Annotated in this window: 14 protein-coding genes; 10 read left to right on the plus strand and 4 right to left on the minus strand. The window is 36.6% G+C overall.

Features of this window, described 5'->3' with window-relative positions; all coding sequences use genetic code 11:
* Positions 1–34: 34 nt before the first annotated feature.
* On the minus strand, positions 35–622 hold the full coding sequence (locus H5159_RS06545; RefSeq protein ID WP_004334521.1) for a TetR/AcrR family transcriptional regulator: 588 nt from the start codon (positions 620–622) through the stop codon (positions 35–37).
* Between the two features lie 112 nt (positions 623–734).
* On the opposite strand from H5159_RS06545, the gene H5159_RS06550 reads away from it, so the two are divergent.
* A complete protein-coding gene (locus tag H5159_RS06550) occupies positions 735–1,277 on the plus strand; it encodes a carboxymuconolactone decarboxylase family protein (RefSeq protein WP_024595406.1) in 543 nt (180 codons plus the stop codon).
* Positions 1,278–1,339: 62 nt separating this feature from the next.
* Here H5159_RS06550 and H5159_RS06555 read toward each other — a convergent pair whose 3' ends face one another.
* Positions 1,340–1,870, minus strand: a complete 531-nt coding sequence (locus tag H5159_RS06555; protein WP_182780036.1) for a hypothetical protein — start codon at positions 1,868–1,870, stop codon at positions 1,340–1,342.
* Positions 1,871–1,921: 51 nt separating this feature from the next.
* On the opposite strand from H5159_RS06555, the gene H5159_RS06560 reads away from it, so the two are divergent.
* Positions 1,922–2,293 carry a DUF1294 domain-containing protein gene (locus tag H5159_RS06560; protein WP_182780038.1) on the plus strand — a complete coding sequence of 124 codons (372 nt, stop codon included), beginning with the start codon at positions 1,922–1,924 and terminating at the stop codon, positions 2,291–2,293.
* 64 nt (positions 2,294–2,357) lie between these two features.
* On the opposite strand, the gene H5159_RS06565 is transcribed toward H5159_RS06560, so the two are convergent.
* Positions 2,358–2,714: a PEGA domain-containing protein gene (locus H5159_RS06565; RefSeq protein WP_182780040.1), complete on the minus strand. Its 357-nt coding sequence runs from the start codon at positions 2,712–2,714 to the stop codon at positions 2,358–2,360.
* 169 nt (positions 2,715–2,883) lie between these two features.
* Positions 2,884–4,857, minus strand: a complete 1,974-nt coding sequence (locus H5159_RS06570; protein WP_182719986.1) for a serine/threonine-protein kinase — start codon at positions 4,855–4,857, stop codon at positions 2,884–2,886.
* A 493-nt stretch (positions 4,858–5,350) separates the two neighbouring features.
* Here H5159_RS06570 and tagH point away from each other — a divergent pair, with 493 nt between their 5' ends.
* The 8 genes from tagH (at position 5,351) to tssA (ending at position 16,145) form a co-directional block, all read left to right on the plus strand.
* Positions 5,351–6,661: a type VI secretion system-associated FHA domain protein TagH gene (tagH, locus tag H5159_RS06575; RefSeq protein ID WP_182780042.1), complete on the plus strand. Its 1,311-nt coding sequence runs from the start codon at positions 5,351–5,353 to the stop codon at positions 6,659–6,661.
* A 15-nt stretch (positions 6,662–6,676) separates the two neighbouring features.
* Complete coding sequence (gene tssJ, locus H5159_RS06580; protein WP_024595400.1) at positions 6,677–7,141, plus strand: type VI secretion system lipoprotein TssJ; 465 nt, start codon at positions 6,677–6,679, stop codon at positions 7,139–7,141.
* A gap of 15 nt (positions 7,142–7,156) precedes the next feature.
* Entirely contained in the window at positions 7,157–8,485 is a 1,329-nt protein-coding gene (gene tssK, locus H5159_RS06585) for a type VI secretion system baseplate subunit TssK (protein ID WP_182780044.1), read from the plus strand.
* Between the two features lie 21 nt (positions 8,486–8,506).
* Positions 8,507–9,787 (plus strand): type VI secretion system protein TssL, long form, encoded by a 1,281-nt coding sequence (gene tssL / locus H5159_RS06590; protein WP_024603626.1) that lies wholly within the window; start codon positions 8,507–8,509, stop codon positions 9,785–9,787.
* 9 nt (positions 9,788–9,796) lie between these two features.
* Complete coding sequence (gene tssM, locus H5159_RS06595; RefSeq protein ID WP_182724126.1) at positions 9,797–13,309, plus strand: type VI secretion system membrane subunit TssM; 3,513 nt, start codon at positions 9,797–9,799, stop codon at positions 13,307–13,309.
* Entirely contained in the window at positions 13,291–14,019 is a 729-nt protein-coding gene (tagF, locus tag H5159_RS06600) for a type VI secretion system-associated protein TagF (RefSeq protein WP_024595080.1), read from the plus strand. The genes tssM and tagF overlap by 19 nt, the downstream gene beginning before the upstream one ends.
* Entirely contained in the window at positions 14,012–14,809 is a 798-nt protein-coding gene (locus H5159_RS06605) for a PP2C family serine/threonine-protein phosphatase (RefSeq protein ID WP_024595081.1), read from the plus strand. The genes tagF and H5159_RS06605 overlap by 8 nt, the downstream gene beginning before the upstream one ends.
* 220 nt (positions 14,810–15,029) lie before the next feature.
* Complete coding sequence (tssA, locus tag H5159_RS06610) at positions 15,030–16,145, plus strand: type VI secretion system protein TssA (RefSeq protein WP_182780045.1); 1,116 nt, start codon at positions 15,030–15,032, stop codon at positions 16,143–16,145.
* Positions 16,146–16,154 lie beyond the last annotated feature (9 nt).

Consider the following 16,154-nt stretch of genomic DNA (forward strand, 5'->3'; position numbering starts at 1 on the left):
ATGTAACTTGTTGGGAATGCTCGATAACTGCTATTTATAACTTTTTAATCAACATAAACATTTGGTTGATCATTGGCTCAGCAAATTGCTCTACATTAGGACGATTAAAATAACCGCGTAAACCTGTAAATTGCACTTGAAAAAAGCGCGCATATTCAACAGCGGTCAACGTGTTACTTAACTCACCTTTGTTTATTGCTTGGTTAAATAATTGCGTTAAATAAGCTTCAAATTGAGCCGTTAAATCTAAGCTTAGCTCATACAGGTTTGAATCTTTTTCTGCAAACTCGCTGTTTGCCTTAACTAGCATACAAATAGCGCTTGGACTGCAATCTTTTGTTTTAATTACCACGTTTTCAACAAACGCACGTAATCCACCAAGTACTGTATCGGCACTTGATAAAAACCCTTCTATTTGGGTTTTCATTTGTACGGTGTAATCTTTCAGCGATTCGCAATATAGACCTTCTTTAGAGCCAAACGCAGAGTAAATACTACCTGGGCGCATATTAACGGCTTCTTGTAAGTCACGCGTTGAGGTTGCATGAAAACCTTTTTGCCAAAATAGCTGACTAGCAACGCGAACTACATTCTCGCGTTCAAATTTAACCTTATTAGCCATATCATTCTCAATCAATTTGAACATTTGCTCAATTTTAACTTGAACAGTCGCTCAAAATCAAATACTATGTGTCTCGAAGTTACTTAAAACTATTAATTATTAGGAGCTAACCATGGCCGAATTTACTTTATACACTCAAGAAAACGCACCAGAAGAAGCAAAACCGTTACTAGCTGATTCAGTAGCAGCATTTGGTATGCTTCCTAACTTACATGCAGTAATGGCTGAAGCACCAACATTACTTAAAGGTTACCAAGTACTGCATGAGTTGTTTCAAAAAACATCATTCAACGCAGAAGAGCTAACAGTAGTATGGCAATCAATTAACGTAGAGCACGACTGTCATTACTGTGTTCCTGCTCACAGTGGCATTGCAGCGGCAATGAAGGTTGATCAAGGTATTGTTGACGCACTTGTTAACAAAACACCACTTGAAAACCCTAAGCTAGAAACTCTTCGTGAAACTACACTTGCAATGACACGTGAACGTGGCGTGATCAGCGATGAGCAAATCGAAAAATTTTTTGCCGCAGGTTACGCTAAGCAGCAACTACTTGAAATTATTGTAGGCTTGTCTCAAAAAGTAATGAGCAACTACACTAATCACCTTGCTGATACACCAGTAGACGCTGCATTTAAAAAATACGTAAAATAAATACGGTTTTATAAATGACAAAAGGCAGCCTAGGCTGCCTTTTTTGTGTTTATAAATCACAGCTATTTAAATTTAACCGTTTTTATACTGCGTGTATAAATACGTTGTTCGGGCTTTGTCCACTCACCCTTTTTTAAATAAGAGGTCGATACAATAAATTTATCGTCCTTTAGTTCACTCATCGATTTAACCTTTGTAATACCATCTTGGCTACCAGTTACATCTTCATAAGCTACAAATTGAGTGGGGCTGAGGACTTTCATAGTCCCTTTTGTATAAAACCCTGCTGTTGTGAAATAGTAAAATACCAAAGACTCTTTTTTACTGTCGTAAAAAATCATCGACTCGCCGCCATACTCACCTTCATTAATAGAGTGCTTGGTATGTATCGCTTTACCGTTTAAAGCACGCTCCCAACGGGCAACATCTTGTATTTTTTTAGCACCTTCAGGTACTTTAAAGTCAGCCTGCCAAGTTCCTAAATAGGGCTTAAATACGGCAAGTTCTTTATCAAGGTTGGTGGATGTATCGGATGCATAGCTACTAAATGTTAATAAGCATAAGACTAAGAATATCGCTTTAAAATGTGTCATAATTTGGCTCTTGTTTTTGTAATACCAATGCCAAGTATAGGCGATAATTAATTGATAAAGAAAATATTAATCACATTCTCATTACTTTATTTAGCCGCCATTTGGCAGGCTTACCTACTGCAATACTTACCTGTTTATATACCTATATATGTACCTGGTTATATAAGTGTATTAAGTGCTATAACCTTTTTTATGTACGCGTGGGATAAGCGACAAGCTAAACGCTCTTCACATAAAAAAGTAAACCGCACGCCAGAGCGCACACTGCAACTACTTGCATTATTTGGAGGATGGCCGGGGGCATTACTTGCTCAACAATTACTTCGTCATAAATCGCAAAAGCGGCGTTTTATAGTGGTGTTGTGGTTATGTATTTTAATAAATGTAGGGGCTGTGGGGAGTTTATTATATTATTTGGGGTAGTTTAAAATTATGCCTTTAATACATGTGAAATGTTTAAAGGCATAATTAAAGTTTAGATACTGGACTAGTTAGCCGCTTCAGTTGCTGCTACTTCATCTAAATTTACTGTTAAAATTGTCTTTTTATCGACTACAACCCACTTGCGGTAAGTTAAGTAACCTGGCTTGCTTACTTCAACGTCGTACTTACCTTCTTTAAGTTCAATGGCATCTTGGTACACAGGCGCAATGTTCATAATGCGTACGCGTGCATCACTAGGGTTAGTGATTACAGTTAATGAAATAGGTGCTACAGCTTCGACAATTTCTTCTTGTACTTGAACTGCTTCTTCTTTTGCAAGTTGCTGCGTTTCATCTACAGACGATGTAGCTGAACAACCACTTAGTATTAGTAATGCCGCTAGTGCGCTTATCTTTTTCATAGGTACTCCATAAACTCATTTAAATAGTGATAATTACGAAAAATCTTGGAGGAGTTTATGCAAAATGATCGCTCAACCCGTCGTCCTTGACCTTCGTTTGTTAAAACAAAACGTTTGTTAGTTTAATATATTTTTAGTTATTTGGTGATGCTCTCGCAATAAATAGTTTTTAAAGCATTACATTATCAAGAGACTGAGTAATAGCTTCGCTTCTTTCAACTAGTTGCTCTGCTGTACGGTACATCTTTCTTTTCATTAACGTATTTGCCATAGTGATATAGCGTCTAGATAATTCTTGTTTTAAAGAAACGAGTAATGAAAAGTCTTTAGGTAATGTTGCAGACTCGGTATTGATTAATTCTTCAAAATCTAATAAATCTCTGTACTCTTCAATCGTCTCTAGTTTTTGTGTGTATCTATCAAATCTAGGACCGTAAAATACGACGGCATCTTCAGTAGGAAAATCAGCTGGTTCACCTAGGTTTACTTTCTTTTGGTAAAGCGTTAAAGCATCTATCGCCGACTCTCTTTTTAGAAGGTCTGCAAAGCCAAGTTCATTTTTTTGATTATTGGTGAAAATAGCTTTACCAACATTAAGTAAAGATTTTTGCGTGATAACATCATCTTCTTCAATCGCTTTATCTAAGGCAAGTTTATAGTTATCAAAATGCACTTCAGACGGGCGATAAACGTAGGTGCTATCGACTACACTTAAATCATTGATTAATTGTGGAATACTATTATTGTCCAGTTCACTATAGCGAGATTGCTCAAGTAACAAATCAATACGAGAAGTAATATCTGAAATTATTGATTGACGCTCTCTTAAAATGCTTTCGAGTTGTACCGATAGCTTTTCTGAATCTGGGTAATACTCCAAGGCTTTACTATAAACATTAATTGTTTCATCAAAGTCTTTAAACTTGTTAGCGCTTGTATTGATTTGATTCGCTCTGTAATCAAAACTTTGTAGAATATTAGCTTGATTAGATCTTAATAATCCCTGTTTTAATACTTCGTATTGAGGTGGGATTTCTGCAAGCTTGTTTAGAATCTCCGGCCCATCCCAAGACATCCATGTTTCTACTTGTTGGTTAATTGCTTTTGCATTATCTAATTTTGCTTCAAGCTGCTTTATATTATTTGTATTTGATAGATAGTACTGACTAGCCAAAAGGGCTAGCACAACAGTACTGGCTGCAAGTGCTATTGCCGGTTTAAAGTTACTTTGAAGCTTATCTAAAACAGGCTTTAACGAATCAGTTCTTTTTGCTGCATCTAAAGAAATTGCTTTATTAAGTGTGCCCCATAACCATAAAGGGCAGTTACTAGGACGTTTTGCCGATGTATCTTTAGGGAGTGTGTCTGCTGCAACACGATTATATGGATGTTTGCTACTTAATAACTCTAGGGCAATACACGCATAAGAAAAAACGTCATCTTTAACGGATGCTGCAGCACCTTTTAATTGTTCAGGACTTGCATAGGTTGGCGTATAACCTCCTACAGTGCCTAGGCTTGATTCACTATTAACTGCATAGGCATCTTCAATGGTTTTGTGTTTAGCAATACCAAAGTCAAGTACCTTGAGGCTACCATTTGAATCGAAGATTATATTCGATGGCTTTAAATCGTTATGAATGACGCCACGAGAATGGGCATAAATTAAAGCATCGGCAAGTTGATTAAGAATCACGCTCGCTTTTTTGAAAACCATTCCAGAGGGTTTGTTGCGTTTAATTATTTGCTCTAGCGTTTCGCCTTCTACTAATTCCATGGTTACGTAATGTAAACCGTTATCAGAACCTGCAGAATATACTTTTACAATATTTGGATGGGAGAGCTGTTGTGTTTTAGTTGTTTCATCCTTAAGAAGTGAAATAGCTTCTTCAGAATGAGAAAACTCTTCTAATAATACTTTAATCGCTACGAAAACTTCAGGACGACTCGCACTTTCTAAAAATAAATCTCTGGCTCGGTAAATGTAACACATACCACCTTGGCCAATAAGTTCTTCAACTAAGTAGCGATCGGATACTTTTTTACCAATAAGGTTTAATTTATTTATTGCTTTTGACGTGCGAAGATTTGAGTCAAGCGAAGCTATCTGCGTTTTATCATTAGAACTGTTGACACCGCTCATTATAAATCCTTTTATTGTGTATATTAAAATAATCGCAAAGGTGAGTTTTTTATTTTTATCAATTCTCCCTTTGATAAGCGTTGTATTTTTACAAAAATTAGCCAACTTAGCAATGTTTCTAAAGCAGAACTTTTGTACAAAACTTTAAAAAATTAAGGGCTTTTATATTAATTATTGAAATATCGTTTATTTACTGTTTATTTTTATAAACAGTGTAAGCCTACAGGCATTGTTTTGTAACACTTCTAGGGGCTTAAAATGAATAAAATGTAATGCTAATTATTAAATAGCATTTTTTTAAATGGGAACATACAAAATATTTTTTGTAAGCTTTGAAAGGGCTTTTTTATAGAGGTTTTGTTTAATTTAATTTATTTAAATTTGAGCTTTTGTATGGTTGAGTATATTTTTATATATTAATTTCAATGTTGACAATAGTTTCTCTTCTACTTTATCCTAATGAGAATGTAGATTTATGGGACTAACTTATCAAATGGAACTGATACTAAACATCACTAGTTATCATAGACTCTCTCCAGAAATTGAAGCAACTAAAACAGTAAAAGACTCTCTAATATTTGGCCGTTCAGAAGCATGTGATTGGCATTTTCCTGATCCTGAAAAAATCATTTCTAGTAAGCACGGACGCATAGTTAAAGAGGGCGACTCTTTTTATGTTTACGATACATCTACAAATGGTACTTTTGTAAATTTTGGTGTAGCTCCACTAGGTCAAGGCAATAAACAACGCTTGTCAAATAGTGATACGATCACTGTGGGTGATTTTCAGATAGAGGTAAAATTAGCTACTAATGAAAAAACACCTGACACCGATTATGGTAATTCAAGCGCTGCAGCTAGTATTAGCAAAGAGCCAGAAAGCTCTTATCAGCATCCTACGGGGTATTTTTCTGAGCCAGAACAGTACTTTAATGAATCAATAATGGATGAGTCTATGCCTGCAGTTTCTATGACTCAGGCCAGTGACCTTAATTCAGCTAACCAAATACCGGAAAACTGGGATGAGCTTGCTCACTTAATGAACCCAGAAGCTGTAACTCAACAAGCACCTGTTGTAAGTAAGCCACAACAAAAGCCAGCTGTTGAGCAGCAAACTTCAGTTAATACACCAGTATTAGATATGCCTGTAACTAAACCTCAAGCAGTAAAACCTGTTCATAAACCAGTAGTGCAAAAAAATCCAACATCGCTTAGTGAAGATACCGCTTTAACTGATGCTTTTTTAAACGGACTGGGGGTTAAAGCTGAGTTACAAAACTCATTAAACTCACAAGAACTTTGGTTTGAAATGGGCCAAGGGTTAAATCTATTACTGACCGAGTTGATGGAGTCTCTTCGCCAAAGAGCGCTTGTAAAAAACCAATTGCGTTTAAACCAAACGATGTTTCAAACTCAACAAAATAACCCAATTAAGTTTTCGGCAGATATTGATGACGTTATTCAGAATTTATTCATCAGAAATAGTGCAAGCTTCCTGTCGTCTCAAGAATCAATCAAAGAAAGCTTTGTTGATACGCGAAGACATGAACATGCTTTATTAGCAGGAGCTGACGGCGTATTAAAAGGGATGTTAGAGCAAGTTTCTCCCCAACATATAAATCAACAAATAAATGATAATTCTAACGTATTAAAAATCATCCCTGGTCAAACAGAGGCTAAGTGCTGGAAGCTATACAAAAATTTATATGATGAGTTATCTCATGATGTAAATAGTAAGGGAGCTATGGCGTTGTCAGATGATTTCTTAAAAGCATACAACGATAGAATTAAAGAATCGTTCTAGAAAGGAAAGTAGATAATGAACAAATTTAAGCTCTTTTTAATGAGTTTCAGTTTACTGTTTTTAGCCATGGGTTGTTCAACTGTTAATAAGTTTGTGCCTCCTTCTACGGATCTAAAAATTAATGTGTCTAAAAATGTAAATCCAGACACGTCAGATAGACCTTCACCGGTAGTAATGAAAATTTTTGAGCTTAGCTCGAGAACAATTTTTGATACTCAGGATTTCTTTAGCCTGTATGAAACACCTGAAAAACTATTAGGCCCGGACTTATTAAAAAAAGATGAATTAGAATTACAGCCAAACTCTGTTCAAAAATATAAAATGAGCTTAAACCGCAATACACGATATGTTGGTGTTGTTGTCGCGTACAGAAATATCGATCAAGCACGATGGAGAGCTGTAATCGAAGTTGACCCAACTGGCTATGACGATATAGATGTAAATGTTGAAGCAATTGCTACATACATGAGAGAGCAGTAAAAAAGGATTTGTACAATGAGTGATAACACTCGTGTTGCCTGGACCGAAGGAATGTTCTTAAGGCCGCAACACTTTCAGCAGTCAGATAAGCATTTTTCGCATTTAATTAAGCAAATTTGTAATGGGAATTTAGCAGATCCTTGGGGCATACTTGATATAAGTATCGATACTCAGCTATTAAGCTCAGGCCAATTTGCTATTGAGTCATTGTCAGCTATTACCCCTGATTTGCTACCTATCGATATGCCTCAATCTACCTCTTTGCCTGAGCCTTTAGTGGTGGGCAAAGATGTTTATGATGAAATAATTTATTTAGCGGTTCCTGCACTAAAAGCCAGTGGTATTAATATTTCATCTTTAGATGAGGATATTGTTACGCGTTATAAACTAAACGACTTATCTGTAAGTGATTACTCTTTAGGTGCACAAGCTCAAGAAATTATTCAAGTAGCTAAGGTATTTAGTAAGCTAGTATTGTCATCAGACGACCATGCAGGCTATATATTATTGCCACTTGCACGCATTGTTGAAGTTAGCAGTGAAGGTCAAATTAAGCTCGATCCAAAGTATATACCAGCATCGTTAAAAGTCGGTCAGTGTAAGCCATTACTTGGTTTAGTGAGAGAGATTGGCTCAATGATCAAGCAGCGCTCAGAGAGTATTGCTGTTAGATTGTGCCAAGGTTATGCGGGAAGTACCTCTGTAGCTGATTTTATTATGCTGCAAACATTAAACAAGTATGACGCTGTTTTTGAAAACTTATTATCAGTTAATAATCTTCATCCAAGCGTTCTTTATACTCGTCTAATAGAGCTTGCTGGTGAGTTATCTACTTTTAGTACAGTAAACAAAAGAGTGCCTAAATTACCTAAGTACGATCATAAAAACTTAGGCCCGGTATTTAGTGAAGTAATAAACTTTTTATACCAATCTTTAAGTCATGTAATTGAGCAAACTGCTACGGAAATAAAGTTAGAGCAAAGCAAGTTTGGTATTTCTTTTGGTGCGCTCAAAGACAAATCAGTACTTAGCTCAGGTCAATTTGTATTGGCTATTAAAGCCAGTGTTCCTCACGAGGAGCTTCGTAAGATATTACCTTCTCAAATTAAAATTGGTAGTGTTGAGACAATCCGAGATTTAGTAAATAATCAAATCCCAGGTATTACAATCAGTAACTTACCAACGGCACCGCGTCAAATTCCTTACCATGCAGGTTTTCATTATTTTGAATTAAATAAACATGGCGAGCATTGGGCAAAACTTCATTCAAGTGGTGGTATTGCTATTCACTTGTCAGGAAATTACCCCGAGTTACAACTAAGCCTGTGGGCAATAAGAACTTAACTTTTAAAAGGAAGAGTTTCAATGGACGAAACCATTATAAAACCACGTCCTGGTCGATTAGGGCGTGATGCCTCAAATAATCCTCAAGTAGATAATGATCCAGACAAAACAGTCATGTCTGTTGAGCCTGTTGCAAGTAGTATTCCTAGTAATGCAAAGGTTTCTATATTTAGAAACCCATTAATGGAAGCCGCAACAGACTGTTTCTCTTTGGTTATTTCAATTAGAAAATCAGTTGAGATGACTAACTTAGCTGCGTTAAAGCATCGATGTGTAGAGGCTATCAAACGTTTTGAAGTCGAACTACGTAATCAAAATTTATCAAAAGATGTAATCAAAAACTCTCGTTATTGTTTATGTGCAATTTTAGATGAATCAGTTTTAAACTCTAAATGGAGTTCTATGGAATGGGCTGACGAAAGCTTGCTTTCGACATTTCATAAAGAAACTTTTGGCGGTGAGTACTTTTATACTTTACTTGATAATGCATTGGCCCAGCCTGAGCAACACAAAGCCTTTTTAGAGCTGCAATACCACTGTTTAAATTTAGGTTTTAAAGGTAAGTACAGACTAGATACTGTGGGTGACAATAAAGTAGAAGAATACCGCTCACAAATGTATCACTTATTAAATCAATTAGATGGGCCAATCAATAATAAGCTTTCTCCTAACTGGAAACAAAGAGTAGCCGCTGGCGTAGAATTAAGAAATCAGGTGCCATTGTGGGTTATTTTTTCTGTTTTAGGCTTACTTTTACTTACCGTTTATTTATTTATAAATATGAAGCTAAATGATGATGTTATGGCTGTTAGTGACAAGCTTGCTATCATTCATCCTGTAGCTGAAGACCAAGCAGTAGATAAAAAAGATCAGCAGTTACTTGTACTAGAGCAGCTATTACAAACTGAGATTCAAATGGGGATTGTGACGATAAAGAAAAATATCGATAGGATCAGAATCTCTATTAATAGTGAGAGCCTTTTTAATCAAGGTGACTCTAAATTATTACCTTCATTTCAGCCTATTTTAGAAAAACTAGCGTTAAGCCTTGAAGGAACCAAAGGACGTATTTTAATAACCGGCCATACAGATGACACACCAATTAGAACTGATAAGTACCCTTCTAATTGGCACCTTTCTTTAGCGCGCGCAACGCAAGTTGCAAACTCTATGGCTAAAAGTACAAACCTCAGTGGGCGTTTATGGCCCGAAGGTAAGGGCGCAGCAGAGCCTATTGCCAGTAATTCAGATTCAGCTTCTCGGTCATTAAACCGACGAATTGAAATCGATTTATTATTTTAAGAGGCTGAAATGAGTTTTTCACAAAAAATAAAAAAAGTGACCTACGCACTTACATCTCGTACGGCAATGCTAATTATCGGCTTTTTAGCTTTATCATTATTAATTTGGTTTGGCGGCCCATTAATCGCGATAGCTGACTATGTACCACTACAAAGTATTGCAGCAAGACTGTTTACTATTATATTGGTTTTATTGGTTTTCTCTGTGTCTAAAATTTATCGTCTTGTGCAACAAAGCAAACGAGACGAAAAAATGGCTGATGAGTTAATTGATAGTAATAACGATACAAATAGCTCTGAAGTAAATGAAGAAATTACTACGCTTAAAACGCGAATGAACGAAGCTATCGATCTTTTAAAAGACGTAAAGCTGTTCAAAGGTAAAAATATTTACCAGTTGCCATGGTACATAATGATAGGCCCACCAGGGGCTGGTAAAACTACCGTTATTCATAACTCAGGACTTGATTACCCGCTAAAAGACAAGCTAGGTGTTGACTTGGTTCATGGTGTTGGCGGTACTCGTAATTGTGATTGGTGGTTTACCAATAAAGCAGTTTTAATTGATACAGCTGGGCGCTACACAACGCAAAGCAGCCATGCAAAGCATGATTCACGTGCATGGGAAGGCTTTTTAGGGTTACTTCGTAAGTACCGTCCACTTAGGCCTATTAATGGTGTAATGATCAGTATGGGTATTTCTGAGCTTATGAGCCAGACCAAAACTGAGAGAAACCTACATGCTCGCGCTATTAAACAGCGCTTACAAGAGCTGCAAAGCCAATTAGGTATGACCTTTCCTGTTTACGTTATTTTTTCTAAAGTTGATTTAATTGAAGGTTTTAGAGAGTTTTTTGGCGAATTAACAGAAGAAGAGTGTGAGCAGGTTTGGGGCGTAACCTTTGAACTTGATTTAGATAAAGACACACAAGTAGATGCTTTCAACAAAGAATTTCACTCATTAATTTCTAAATTAACTGAAATGTTAAATCGTAGATTAATTAATGAAAGAAACGAAGAAATTCGCGCTAAGATATTTGAATTCCCTAGGCAGCTTCGTGTTTTACAAGGTGTAGGAGATGCTTTTTTAAAAGAAATATTCACTCCTAATGCATACGAAGAACTACCAATGTTTCGTGGTGTTTACCTCACAAGTGCAACGCAAGAAGGTACGCCATCTAGTTTTTTAAACGAAGCAAACGCAGGCGAATCTGGATACATTAACCAATCTAAAAGCTTTTTTATAAAGAATGTATTAGAAGGTGTAATTTTTCCAGAGCAAAACTTAGCAAGTACTAACAAACATCATGACAAGCAAAATAAATGGCTTCGTGTTGGTAGCATAACGCTTGCATGCATAGCTTTACTTGGTTTTTCAACATCGTGGTACTTTAGTTTTGCTTGGAATAGTAACTTAATTTCAGAGACTGAAGATGCGATTGCAACGTACCAAGAGCTTGATACAGCCTCATTTGACCGTAATAACTTACTAGTACTAAACGACAGATTAAAGGCTCTTAGAAACTTACCTGCAAGCAACCCTGAACTTGTTAATACACAAGAGTCTAAATCAATTGGGTTTGATAAACTAAATGAAATAAAAATGGCTTCTACACAAGCCTACGACCGTTCATTACAAACGTATTTAGAACCGTTTATTGCAAGTACCTTAATTAAAGAAATGGAAGCTCATCCTGAGCACTTAAGTTATTTATACGAAACACTGAAGTGTTACCTCATGTTGTTTCAGCCTGAATACTTTGAAAGTGAAGATATAACGGTTTGGTTTAACGCTTATTTAGAGCGTAACTTACCAGGCGATAAAAATATGCAAACCAGAGTAGAGCTGATGGAGCATGTAGCTACATTACTTGAAAATGGTGTAAGCCAAATTGAAATTGATAATCAAGCAGTGCGTGTTGCGCGAGCTGAGCTAACTAAGCTACCAATTGCTGAGCGAGCATATCAAAGATTACAAGCCGACTTCCTAGATAGTAGTATTCCGCCATTTAGGCTTACAGACATTATTAGTTTTGAAAGTGCGCAAAAATTTACTTTTAGAAATGACGGTGAGCTTACGCGAAGTATCCCTGGCTTATATACATTTAATGGTTTTCACGGCATTTTTAATGTTGAGAAAAGTAAAATGCTTGGCAATTTAATGGCAAGTAGCTGGGTGTATGGTGAAGAGGCAACGGGCACTTACGATATTTCTAAAGATGAGATTGAGAAGAAACTAGAGCAGCGATACTTTCAAGATTATATCTATTATTGGCAATCATTTATTGATGATCTGAGCCTGAATCAATATAGCTCTCCGGCTGAGGGAGTTAATATTACTGATGCCTTAGCAGGCTCTGAAGCGCCTATTAAAAATATTATCACTGCAGTACAAAAAAATGTGCAGCTAACTAAATTACCAGTATCTGATAACCAAAAGGCTGCAGGTAAAGTTGCAGCAAATGCTGCTGAAATAGCTATGCAAACCAAAGCTAATCGTATCAAGCGATTTTTACCTGACGAAGCCCCTAAATTTGATATTAAATTACCGGGTCACCAAGTTGAAGAAGCCTTTGAAGATGTAATAAAAATTGATGCTCAACAATTAGATAATATTCAGAAAAACCTAAGAGAGTTAAACGTTTACTTAACCAAACTTGATAGAGGCGATCAGTTAAAGTCGTCAATTAAAGACCAAATTAGCGGTAAAAGTAAGCCTAGCTTTATTCGTCAGCTTGAGTTTCAAAGTCGAGATTTACCTTACCCGTTTAATAGTTGGCTGTTAGATATAAGTAGAGATACAAGTAACATAACTAAAAATAGTGCCAACAGACATTTAAACGAGATGTGGAAAAGTAAGGTGCTACGCGAATATAACGCTGCAATTGTTGGCCGTTATCCGTTTTCTCCATACGCAGATAAAGAAGTGAATATGAAAGATTTCACTCGATTTTTCGGCCCAGGTGGAACAATTGATAGCTTTTTCACCAACTATATTGCGCCAAGTGTAGATATGAGTTCAACGCCATGGAAATTTGAAAAAGATATAGGTATTAGCCGAGATACATTAGCGATGTTTGAACTGGCAAATCAAATTCAAACAGTCTTTTTTGATGGCGGAAGTGCAACACCAAGAATTGAGTTTGGCTTAAAACCATTAGAATTAGACCGTACCATCTCTAGCTTTATGCTGGAAATTGATGGTCAGTCAATGACTTACAGGCATGGTCCACTTAGGGTAACAAATTTTGTATGGCCTGGAGCAAGTGGCCAGAGTAAAACACGAGTTGTATTTACTCCTCCAAATGGTGGTCGTTCTATAAATACAACTTACCAAGGTGAATGGTCGCTATATCGCATGTTAGACGAGTTAAGTGCTAAAAGATCAAAAACACGTGAAGACTTAGAGTTACATTTTTCACTCATGGGAAACAATGCGAAAGTCGAGTTATTGCCTAAATCAATCAGGCATCCATTTTGGAATAAAAGTGTAGAGAAGTTTTCATGTCCGACCCGATTATAAATATTGGTTATCTTGGCAAGGTACCTAGTTTAGGTGATTTTGTACAAGATAGCGTTTCGAAAGAATTTTCAGAGCATTGGGAGCAGTGGCTGCAAGCAGCCATTGCAGTGAGTAAAGAACAGCTAGGTGAAGTATGGCAAGATAATTACTTAATTGGACCAGTATGGCACTTTGCATTATCGCCAAACATTGTTGGTGACAAAGGCGTTATGGGGACTCTATTACCGAGTATGGACGCAGTAGGTAGGCACTATCCCTTCACAGTTGCTAGCACATTAGAATTTGCACCTATTGATGTTTTAAACTCAGGTGTGTTTTCTTTAGAGTATGAAGACACTGTATTAAAAGTGCTTGATAGTTCGGTTGATTTATTTTCTTGGCGTAAAGAGGTTGCTAAGTCTCTAAGCTCTATAGCAGGAGTTAAAAAGCAGGTTAGTTTTTTAAATTCTGTAGATAAAAATAAAAGTGCAGAAGCATTTGAGTTCTCAGGTGATGAGTTATCAAGTCAAGCCCTCCAAGATGCAATGCATGCTCTTTTGTTAAAAAAACACGGTGATTACAGCGTTTGGTGGACACATGGCTCTTATAATATAAAACCTATGGTACTCATAACGCCTGGCTTGCCTGCGGTAAATCAAGTTGCAGCAATGTTAGATGGAAGGTGGAAACACTGGGAATGGAACTTTACACAGGTAAAAAATAGTGATTAGCAAGTTTAGTACAAGTTATGCAATTACCCACCGAGGCGCTGTGAGGCAGCTTAACGAAGATGCGCATGTAGAGATAAATAACCATAACTTATGGGTTGTCGCAGATGGGATGGGAGGTCACGAAGCAGGTGAAGTTGCCAGTCAGCTTGTTGTAGATGTAATAAGAGCAAAAGTTGAAGAGCTACCACTTGAGAAGCTTGAAGTATCTCACATAGTTGAAGCCATTGAAGATGCGAATAGGCAATTAAACGAATATAGCGCCCAATATTTAGGTAGCAAAACCGCAGGAAGTACAGTTACTGCCTTATTTCTTAAAAATAATAAGTACTATGTTTTGTGGGTTGGTGATAGCAGAGCTTATATGCTTCGAGATGGTCAACTTAAACAGATATCGAGAGATCACAGCCAAGTAAACGATTTAATTGATGAAGGGATTATTTCAGTAGAAGAAGCCAAGACACATCCATTATCAAATGTAATCACAAGAGCTGTGGGTGTAACTGCGGATGTAAAAGTAGACGTTATTCAAAATGAAGTAAAAACGGGCGATATATTTTTACTTTGTTCAGATGGGCTCACCGGTGAGTTGTCTGATGAAGACATATGTTTATCGCTAGAGCCTAGTAGCATTATTGATTCTGGTATGGCGCTTATGCATTCATCATTAGTTAGAGGTGCAAGAGATAATGTGACCTGTATTTTAATTAAGTACGATGAAGGATACGCTGGTCATAAATCAGAAACATTCAACATTCAAGATGAAGCTACTATCCCGCTTTTTTCTAAATAACGATTTTAAGTTAAAAAATTTGGTTTGTATTTTATATTTGAGTTTTTACTTTAATTACATCTATTAATTAATAAGTATATTAAATTTTAATTGTTTATATAAAAGCAATAATTAAGGTTTAAACTCAATTGTAACTAGGCTTGTAATTTATTATAAAGAATGTAATATGAAATCCGCTCCGCTTTATTGGAGTTTTATGGATAATTATTAGGACGACGGAATGTTTTTATTTGAAGAGTATATTTCCCCTATTTCAGAGACCGAGGTTGCAGGTATTGATCCTCGCTCAGATGTCTCGCCTACGTCGACTTATTACGCCTTAAAAGATTTAAGAAACCAGCTTCGCGCAGCAGAAAGAAATGCATTAGTGGATGAAGAAGGTATTTCCTCACTAGCAAGAGATTGGCTTCCTTTATTAGAGCAATGTAGCAAAGCAATAAAAACACAAAGCAAAGATATCGAATATTTAGCTTGGTTTATTGAAGCACTTTGTCGAATTCATGGCTTCAAAGGCTTAGCTTTTGGTTTTAAAGTTGCTCACAACTTGCTCGACAATTATTTTGATGAATTATACCCGTCACTGGATGACGATGATGAAGTATCAGACAAAGTATCTGCATTGGTTGGCCTTAATGGCTCAGCAGGCGAAGGTACATTAATAATCCCGATAAAAAGTATCTATCTGACCGATAGCGCCAGTATGGAGTCATATTCTTTTTGGGAATATCAGCAAGGCTATGATATTTCTCGTTTAACAGATGAGAAAAGAGAGAAAAAGCTTAATTTAGGTGCTGTTGACTATGAGCTCATTGAAAGAAGTGCTGCAGAAACAAGTACTGAATTCTTTGTTACTTTAAAACAAGACATTGAAAACGCGATTGAGCAATTTGCTTTATTAAGCGAAGTATTGGATAGAGTAACTGGACAGCCACAGCCAACATCAAATATAAAACAAGCATTAGAAGTTAGTCTTGCTGCTGTTGAGCATGTTGCTGCAGATAAGCTTGAAGCTGCTGATAAGGCAAAAGCTGCATTAAACGAAGTGCAAGAAGTGGTTCAAAGTGAAGACGACGACGGTCAAAGTGTTACAGAGCAAGTTGTAAAAGTTAATCACGAAATTAACTCAAGAGAAAGTGCGATTAATAAACTCAAAGAAATCGCTACTTTTTTTAGAAAGACAGAGCCGCACTCACCTATGTCGTACACCATAGAACAAGTAATTCGATGGAGCGAATTGTCGCTGCCTGAATTATTAAATGAATTAATTACAGATAGTGATGCTAGGACTGGGTACTTTAAGTTGTCTGGCATTAAAATCAGCGAAACTGAAACATAAGTAAAAGGA

The sequence above is a fragment of the Pseudoalteromonas sp. SG43-1 genome, assembly GCF_014164415.1.
Taxonomy (GTDB): Bacteria; Pseudomonadota; Gammaproteobacteria; order Enterobacterales; family Alteromonadaceae; genus Pseudoalteromonas; species Pseudoalteromonas distincta.